The 8,574-nt window shown below is 58.0% G+C and carries 6 protein-coding genes; 4 read left to right on the top strand and 2 right to left on the bottom strand.

What is annotated here, in order from left to right; translation table 11 throughout:
* Positions 1-607: 607 nt before the first annotated feature.
* Together cptA and ACWKV9_RS09865 are read right to left on the bottom strand one after the other, a co-directional pair.
* On the bottom strand, positions 608-2,353 hold the full coding sequence (gene cptA, locus ACWKV9_RS09870; RefSeq protein ID WP_483835911.1) for a phosphoethanolamine transferase CptA: 1,746 nt from the start codon (positions 2,351-2,353) through the stop codon (positions 608-610).
* Positions 2,354-2,714: 361 nt separating this feature from the next.
* Complete coding sequence (locus ACWKV9_RS09865) at positions 2,715-2,894, bottom strand: DUF6026 family protein (protein WP_483835910.1); 180 nt, start codon at positions 2,892-2,894, stop codon at positions 2,715-2,717.
* Positions 2,895-3,195: 301 nt separating this feature from the next.
* Between ACWKV9_RS09865 and gnd the strand changes: the two genes are divergently transcribed.
* The 4 genes from gnd (at position 3,196) to ACWKV9_RS09845 (ending at position 8,483) form a co-directional block, all read left to right on the top strand.
* Positions 3,196-4,191: a phosphogluconate dehydrogenase (NAD(+)-dependent, decarboxylating) gene (gene gnd / locus ACWKV9_RS09860; protein WP_483835991.1), complete on the top strand. Its 996-nt coding sequence runs from the start codon at positions 3,196-3,198 to the stop codon at positions 4,189-4,191.
* Entirely contained in the window at positions 4,191-5,726 is a 1,536-nt protein-coding gene (gene zwf / locus ACWKV9_RS09855) for a glucose-6-phosphate dehydrogenase (protein WP_483835909.1), read from the top strand. The genes gnd and zwf overlap by 1 nt, the downstream gene beginning before the upstream one ends.
* Positions 5,723-6,541 (top strand): HAD family hydrolase, encoded by an 819-nt coding sequence (locus tag ACWKV9_RS09850; protein WP_483835908.1) that lies wholly within the window; start codon positions 5,723-5,725, stop codon positions 6,539-6,541. Before zwf ends, ACWKV9_RS09850 begins: the two co-directional genes overlap by 4 nt.
* 133 nt (positions 6,542-6,674) lie before the next feature.
* Complete coding sequence (locus tag ACWKV9_RS09845; protein ID WP_483835907.1) at positions 6,675-8,483, top strand: glycoside hydrolase family 15 protein; 1,809 nt, start codon at positions 6,675-6,677, stop codon at positions 8,481-8,483.
* Positions 8,484-8,574 lie beyond the last annotated feature (91 nt).

The raw sequence follows: 8,574 nt of genomic DNA, 5'->3' as shown, positions 1-8,574 counted from the left end.
ATTCAGGACTGCTGCGCAGCCCATCGCCTGCAAGCATGGCTCCTACGCCCTCCGGGCAGAATCAAAAGCGCTGAGTCCAACACCGCGTTGCTTCTGCCCGAAGGGCGTAGGAGTCCGGCTTGCCGACGATCTGCCGGGTACCGGCAGTAAAACCGTCGCATGCGGTGGGTCAGGAAGACCGTATTGCCCTATTCAGGACTGCTGCGCAGCCCATCGCCTGCAAGCAAGACTCCTACGCCCTTCGGGCAGAATCCAAAGCGCTGAGTCCAACACCGTGTTGCTTCTGCCCGAAGGGCGTAGGAGTCTGGCTTGCCGACGATCTGCCGGGCACCGGCAGTAAAACCGGCGCATGCGGTGTGTCAGGAAGAGCGTGTTGCCCTATTCAGGACTGCTGCGCAGTCCATCGCCTGCAAGCATGGCTCCTACGCCCTTCGGGCAGAATCAAAGGCCGTGTTCGGGGCGGAAGCGATGCGCTCGACGGGCTGAATCAAATCGAAAGGCGCAGGCCAGCTTTTGGCGCGAGGTGGTGCCGGCCTGGCGACGAGACAAACCCAAAGCGAAAAAAAAGCCTGCATTGCGCAGGCCTTTTTTTTGGTTCCAGGAACGCTTATTTCTGCGCCACTTCGGGGCTGGTTGAGGCCTGGCTGGCGGGTTTTTCCATCTGCGCGAAGTCACTCAATCCCTTCTGTGCATACGGGTCGCCAATCAAGCGCGGGCGCTCTTTGAAATCGAAGCTGACCAGGCTCTTGGTGGTGTCCAGTTCATCAAAGCTCAAACCGGCCAGTTGAGACCAGGTGTGGATCAGATTGGAGCTGGTATAAGGCCGGTTCTTGATGCTGTCGAAGTTCCAGTCGTGGGTTTCTTTCCATTTTGGCGAGGCGTACGCAATGAACGGCACCGTGTACATCGGGATCGTCGGCTTGGCTTCGTTACGGCCCAGCACGTTACGGCCTGGCGAGTCATAAACGTCTTCGCCATGGTCGGAGAGGTACAACAGGAAGCCATTGGGGTCGGCCTTGCTATAGGTCTTGATCAGGCTGGACACGACGAAATCGTTGTACAGCACAGCGTTGTCGTAGCTGTTGTATAGCCCCAGCTTGCTGTCATCAATATCGGCTGGCACGCCATCACGGCCGGTGAATTTTTCGAACGCCGGTGGATAGCGGTATTGATACGCCATGTGCGTGCCCAACAGATGCACGACAATCAGCTTGCGCGGTGCGGCATCGCCCAGTGCTTTGGAGAATGGCTCGATCACGTCGCCGTCGTACTGGCGCGCATTCTGGTTGCGGTTGTTGTTCAGATACACCTGCTCATCGGCCTGCTCGGAGAAGGTTGTGAGCATGGTGTTGCGCTTGGTCATGGTCTGCTGGTTGGTGATCCAGAACGTCTTGTAACCGGCCTGTTTCATCACGCTGACAATGGAAGGCGTTTTCAGATAAAGGTCGGGGTTTTCCTCATCCGCGAACGTCAGCACCTGCTGCAAGGCTTCGATGGTGTAGGGGCGCGGGGTGATCACATTGTTGAACACTTGCAGCTGGTCTTTGAGCTGGTCCAGATTCGGCGTGGTATCGCGCGGATAGCCATACAGGTGCATGCGCTGACGATTGGTGGATTCACCGATCACCAACACCAATGTGGTCGGCAGGTCAGCTTGCTGATTTTTGAGATTCTTCAGCGGCGCAATGTTGCTGCTGCTGGCAAGCATGTCCTGCATGCCGTCCAGTTGCTGGGTATAGCGGTGATAAGCCACGAGCATTTGCCATGGCACTGCGGGCTCGATCCGGGTTTCGAAGGCTTCGAAACCCGAAGCGAAGTCGTCATGACGGGCCATTTGCTTGGCCAGCGGATAACCGATGATCGCCACCAGCAAGGCTGTTGCCACGACCCACGCTCGGCCACGGGGCAGGTAAACCGGACGCAGGCGCGTCCAGAGGAAGATCGCGAACGCGGTGTGGGCGATAAACCCGAGCACGATCCACCAGGCAAAATACTGGGTCATGTACTCGCCAGCTTCAGACACGTTCGATTCGAACATGATGAAGATGACGCTCTGGGAAAACTCTTGCTGATAAATGAAGAAGTAACCCAGGCTGGCCATGGAGCAGGCCCACAGCACGATGCCGATCACCGCGGCCATGGCTCGCGTCTTCTTCGGAAACAGCAACATCGGCGCCAGCCAGATGCCACTCATCACGAACGCCTGGCGAAAACCTGCGAACCCTGAGGTATCGGTCAGTTGAATGAGAAGTTGGGTGATGCCAGAGAAGTACCAGAAAAATACAAACAGCCAGGCCAGACCGGCCCAGTCAAACCCGCTCGGAGTTTTAGCACTCCGTTTCAAAATTGCCATCAGGCGCTCCACGACAGATATCTTCAAGCGACCGATTCAACCGCGCCGGGCGAGCAGCGCTTCACGTCCCATGTGTATCGAAATCAGTCAGTTGCGTTACAAAGGCGCGGAGTATGGGTGCGCAAAAGTGAAAATACTGTCATCCATACGTCAGCAAAACGTCGGAAGGCTCTAAAGCAGGGTATCTGGGGCGAACGGGAACGTTGCAGGATGTTACAGGTCGGATTGCCAGACGGATTCGGGCACAATCGCTCACAATTCGAGAGCGTTCAGGTGCCGTTTGGCAAGAGGGACTTGGTACGGGGCAAGCCAGCTAATCGGGCCTGCCACTGGATGTGCAATGTGGATACAACGCGGGGCGTCAGGCTTGCAGCGCTTTGCTCGGGCCTGGGTTTGGGTTATGGGCCTGCTGAAGCAGCAAAGTCAGGTTCTCGACCTTTTTTTGCAGCATTGCACGGTCTTCCTTGAGCTGACGCAGTTCGTCGCGGCGCACATTAACGTACAGAGTCTGTGGCGCAAGAAGGGGAAGGGCGGTGTTCATGAATCACCTCGCAGAGGGCGGGTCAGTTTTCGGGAGGTTCAAGCAATGACTTTCGCTACCGGAATTGTCCGTGCTCCTACCTCTATCGGCGCGGATTCTGATTTCTTTTATGCAAAAAAGGAACTTTTTTATTTTTAGTTGTCGCGAACGTTTCTTGATCGCGAAAACGGGCGTCATAGGGCAGTCTTGGCGCTCAGATGTCGATAGACATGAAACTATTTTCACCCGGAAACCTTCGTCTGCCTCTCCGGACTAACCCTACAAGCGACACTGGGCTATAAAATGAGGCACCTTTTTTCGAATCAAGGAGCACCTCTACATGCAACTCGGGATTGTTGGACTAGGCCGCATGGGCGGCAACATCGCACGTCGACTGATGCTCAATGGCCACACAACTGTGGTTTATGATCGCGATGAGCAGTCTCGCACCGTGCTCGCCAATGAGGGTTCCACGCCCGCCAACGACCTAGCGTCCCTGGTGGCTGCGCTGGAAAAACCTCGTGCAGTCTGGGTCATGTTGCCCGCTGGCGCACCGACCGAAGACACCATCAATACGCTCAGCGAACTGCTCGACGCCGATGACGTGATCATCGATGGTGGAAACACCTTCTATAAAGACGACATTCGTCGCTCCGTAACACTCAAAGACAAGCAGCTGCACTATGTCGATGTTGGCACCTCCGGTGGCGTATGGGGCCTGGAGCGCGGCTACTGCATGATGATCGGCGGCGAGACCGAAGTGGTCGAGCGTCTGGACCCACTGTTCAAGACCCTCGCGCCTGGCATCGGCAATATCCCGCGTACTGTAGACCGCGCCAAAGACGCTGATCCTCGCGCTGAGCAGGGCTACATCCACGCAGGCCCGCCGGGCGCCGGTCACTTCGTGAAGATGATCCATAACGGCATCGAGTACGGAATGATGCAGGCCTTTGCCGAAGGCTTTGACATTCTCAAGACCAAGAACTCCGAGAACCTCCCTGCCGAGCAACGCTTCGACCTGAACATGGGCGACATCGCCGAAGTCTGGCGTCGCGGCAGTGTCGTGTCTTCCTGGTTGCTGGACCTGACCGCCGATGCCTTGGCGACCGATCCTCAGCTCAACGCTTACTCAGGCTCCGTGGCCGACAGTGGCGAAGGCCGCTGGACCATTGAAGCCGCGATGGAGCAGGCAGTGCCGGTACCGGTTCTGTCCAGCTCGCTGTTTGCCCGCTTCCGCTCCCGTCAACAAAGCACGTACGGCGACAAAATGTTGTCTGCCATGCGTTTCGGTTTTGGTGGTCATAAGGAACCAAAATAATGGGGTTATCCCGAAGCAAGCACAAAGCCAAGGTTGCGCCGTCCACAACGTTGTTTCTGTTCGGTGCTCACGGGGATCTGGTCAAGCGTCTGTTGATGCCTGCGCTGTACAACCTGACCCGCGATGGTCTGGTTGGCGACGATCTGCACATCGTGGGTGTTGATCACAACGCCATCAGCGACGCGGATTTTGCCAAAAAGCTTGAAGACTTCATTCGCCAGGAGGCGGCCAGCAAGGTCGCCGAAGGCGGAAAAGAACCTCTGGACCCAGCGCTGTGGGGCAGTCTGGCGCAGCGCATCACCTATATTCAGGGTGATTTTCTCGACGACTCCACCTACACCGATATCGCCGCCAAGATCGAGAGCACGGGCACCAAAAACGCCGTGTTCTATCTGGCGACTGCGCCGCGCTTCTTCGCCGAAGTCACCAAGCGTCTGGGCTCGTCGGGCCTGATGGTCGAGGGTGAAGGCGAGGGCGACGAATACTTTCGCCGCGTCGTCATCGAAAAACCGTTTGGGCACGACCTGCCAAGTGCGGTGGCCCTCAACAGTTGCCTGCTCAAAGCGATGACGGAAAAACAGATCTATCGGATTGACCATTATCTGGGCAAGGAAACCGTGCAGAACATTCTGGTCAGCCGGTTCTCCAACGGCCTGTTCGAGTCGTTCTGGAACAACCATTACATCGATCACGTGCAGATCACCGCCGCTGAAACGGTGGGGGTCGAAACCCGTGGCAGTTTTTACGAAACCACCGGTGCGCTGCGGGACATGGTGCCTAACCACCTGTTCCAGCTGCTGGCGATGGTTGCGATGGAGCCACCGGCTGCTTTTGGCGCTGATGCCGTACGCGGTGAGAAGGCCAAAGTGGTCGGCGCTATTCGCCCGTGGTCCGAGATGGAGGCCCTGGCCAACTCGGTGCGTGGCCAATACACCGAGAGCAACATCGCCGGCAAAAGCGTGCCCGGTTATCGCGAGGAAGATCGCGTGGCGCCAGACAGCACCACCGAAACTTACGTGGCGCTCAAAGTGATGATCGACAACTGGCGTTGGGTCGGCGTGCCGTTCTACCTGCGCACCGGCAAGCGCATGAGCGTGCGTGACACCGAGATCGCGATCTGCTTCAAGCCGGCGCCTTACGCCCAGTTCCGCGATACCGACATCGACCGTGTCGCGCCTAATTTCCTGAAGATCCAGATCCAGCCGGACGAAGGCATGTGGTTTGATCTGCAGGCCAAGAAGCCGGGGCCGACCCTGGACACCCAGACCATCGAAATGGGTTTTGCCTACAAAGACTTCTTTGAAATGCAGCCGTCCACCGGGTACGAAACCCTGATTTACGACTGCATGACGGGCGATCAGACCCTGTTCCAGCGTGCCGACAACATCGAAAACGGTTGGCGCGCGGTCCAGCCGTTCATTGATGCGTGGGCCAAGGATCCGCGCGTCGAGACCTATCAGGCTGGCGAGGACGGTCCCGCCGCCGCAGACGAATTGCTCGCCCGCGACGGGCATAGCTGGCAGCGACTGGGATGAGTGGCTCAACGCAGCCCCTCATCCAGTTCATGCTGTCTGATATCGACGGCACTCTGCTGCGGCCTGATCACAGCTTGAGTCAGGCCAACATCGATGCCGTCGGGCAACTGCGCAAGGCGGGAATTCATTTCTCCATCGCCAGCAGTCGCCCGCCAAGAGCCATGCGTCAACAGATCGAAGCGTTGGGCATTGATCTGCCCACCGTGGCGTTTAACGGCGCCAATATCATCAATCCCGACGGCAGTTTGTTGAAGGCGCATCGCATCGATCCGGTGGCGGCACGCACCAGCCTTGCGCTGTTTGCCGAGCATCCGGTCGCCGCTTGGGTATTTGCTGATGATCAATGGCTGTTGCTCGATCCCGATGGCGATTACGTCGATCATGAGCGCAACACGCTGGGCTATGACTTCAAGCACGTAGACAGCTTCGAGCCTTATCTGGCGCGGGTCGACAAGATCGTGGCTGCCAGCAAAGATTTCGAATTGCTCAAGCGTCTTGAGGTGCAGCTTAATCCGTTAATCGCTGACCATGCGCGTGCGGCCCGGTCGCAATCGTATTACCTGGACGTGACGGCGCTGGATGCGAATAAGGGCACTGCGCTTATCACGCTGGCCGAAGCATTGGGCGTGCCGTTGGCGCATACAGCGGCCATCGGTGATGCGGGCAATGACGTCGCCATGTTCCTCAAGGCGGGTTTGTCGATTGCAATGGGTCAGGCAGAAACCGGGGTCAAGACCCAAGCCAATTACGTCACCGGCAGCAATGCCGAAGATGGTTTGGCGATGGCGATAGAGCAGTACATTTTGCCGCGGTGATCAAGCTGGCCTGCTGCCTGTAGGAGCCAACTTGTTGGCGAGCAGTTAATCGTGTTGAGACAAGGTAACCGTCTCGCGAACAAGTTCGCTCCTACAGGAGCTGCGTTGCATTCATAAGAGGGATATCGGTCCCATGGCTGTATTGATTGAAGATTACGCGCTGCTCGGTAATTGCCGTACCGCAGCGCTGGTGTCCCGAGACGGTTCGCTGGACTGGCTGTGTTTCCCCCGTTTCGACGCCCCGGCCTGCTTTGCGGCCCTGTTGGGTGACGCCGACAACGGACGCTGGAAAATTGCCCCGCTGGACCCCACCACGAAAGTCGAGCGCACCTACCGCGACGGCACACTGATTCTTGAAACACTCTTCACCACCGAAACCGGCAGCGCGCTGCTGATCGACTTCATGCCCATGGAGGTCGACAACAGCGTGGTGCGCATCGTTGTCGGGGTTGAGGGTTGGGTCGATTTCGGTATGGATCTGGCGATTCGTTTTGATTACGGCAGCACCGTTCCGTGGGTCGAAACCCGAGATGAGCAGACGCTGACGGCGGTAGCCGGGCCGGACATGCTGGTACTGCGCGCGCCTGCCGATCTGCGCCCGTCCGACCACCATACTCAAAGCCGCTTCAGTGTCGAAGCCGGGCAGAGCGGTGCTTTCAATCTGTCCTGGCAGCCGTCCCATGAAAAAATTCGTGATGCGTTCGATGCGCATCAGGCGTTGGATCGCACCGAGCAATTCTGGCTGGAGTTCTCTGATCGATGTCCTGAAGTCGGTCCCTGGACAGCCCAGGTCAAGCGTTCGTTGATCACCCTCAAAGCCATGACGTTTGCGCCCACCGGTGGCATCGTTGCGGCCGTGACTACCTCATTGCCTGAGCAACTGGGCGGTGAGCGCAACTGGGACTATCGCTTCTGCTGGCTGAGGGACGCGACCATGACCCTGCTGGCGTTCATGAATCTCGGGTATTTCGAAGAGGCGACAGCCTGGCGTAACTGGCTGCTGCGCTCGATTGCCGGCAACCCCGAGCAAATACAGATCATGTACGGGCTGGCTGGTGAGCGGCGCTTGCAGGAATACGAACTGCCCTGGCTTGCCGGTTATGAAAAATCACGGCCGGTGCGGGTAGGTAATGGCGCTGCCACGCAAGTGCAGCTTGATGTCTACGGGGAAGTGGCCGATGCCATGACCCAGGCACTCAAGAGTGGTTTGCCGCGTTTGCCGCGTAGCGTCGAGATCCAGAAAGTGATCATGCCGTTCCTGGAAAAGGTCTGGCATCTGCCGGACGCGGGCATCTGGGAAATCCGCTCCGAGCCCAGGCACTTCACCCATTCGAAAGTCATGGCCTGGGTGTCGTTTGATCGCAATGCCGGGGTGCTGATGCACAGTGACGACGCCGAAGAGCGTGCGCGGGGCACGCATTACCGCGCGGTGGCCGACGAAATTCACGCCGATGTTTGCGCCAATGGCTATGACGCCGAGTTAGGCAGTTTCGTGCAGACCTACGGTTCCAAAGCGGTGGACGCCAGCTTATTGCAAATCGCCCTGACAGGCTTTTTGCCGGTAGACGACCCTCGCGTGGTGGGCACTGTGGCTGAAATCGAGCGGGCGTTGATGCAGGATGGCTTGTTGCTGCGCTATGACAGTGATCGCAGTGTCGATGGCGTAAGCGGCAGCGAAGGGACGTTTCTGGTGTGCTCGTTCTGGCTGGCGGACGTTTATGTGCTGCTGGGGCGCGAGGAAGAGGCCAGAGATCTGTTCGAGCGCCTTTGTAGCCTGAGCAATGACCTGGGCCTGCTCGCCGAGCAATACGATCCGCGCTCGAAACGCATGCTCGGTAACTTCCCCCAGGCGTTCAGTCACGTCGGCATCATCAATACCGCGCTCAACCTGCACCGTGTGGTATGCCCGGTGAAAACCCGGGCAGCGGCGCAGACTGCTTGAGCCAGGCCGCTCCTGCAACCTACCGGATGCCCGGTAATCTGTAGGAGCCAACTTGTTGGCGAGCCAATTTGTGCGTTGCCGTCACGCCGCT

This window comes from Pseudomonas corni, from assembly GCF_057128765.1.
This window is presented reverse-complemented; position numbering and strand designations above follow the sequence as displayed.

What these genes read in the sequence shown, in the direction of transcription:
- ACWKV9_RS09865 (WP_483835910.1), bottom strand. Translation starts at nt 2,894, where the DNA reads ATGAACACCGCCCTTCCCCTTCTTGCGCCACAGACTCTGTACGTTAAT.
- ACWKV9_RS09850 (WP_483835908.1), top strand. Translation starts at nt 5,723, where the DNA reads ATGAGTGGCTCAACGCAGCCCCTCATCCAGTTCATGCTGTCTGATATC.
- zwf (WP_483835909.1), top strand. Translation starts at nt 4,191, where the DNA reads ATGGGGTTATCCCGAAGCAAGCACAAAGCCAAGGTTGCGCCGTCCACA.
- ACWKV9_RS09845 (WP_483835907.1), top strand. Translation starts at nt 6,675, where the DNA reads ATGGCTGTATTGATTGAAGATTACGCGCTGCTCGGTAATTGCCGTACC.
- cptA (WP_483835911.1), bottom strand. Translation starts at nt 2,353, where the DNA reads ATGGCAATTTTGAAACGGAGTGCTAAAACTCCGAGCGGGTTTGACTGG.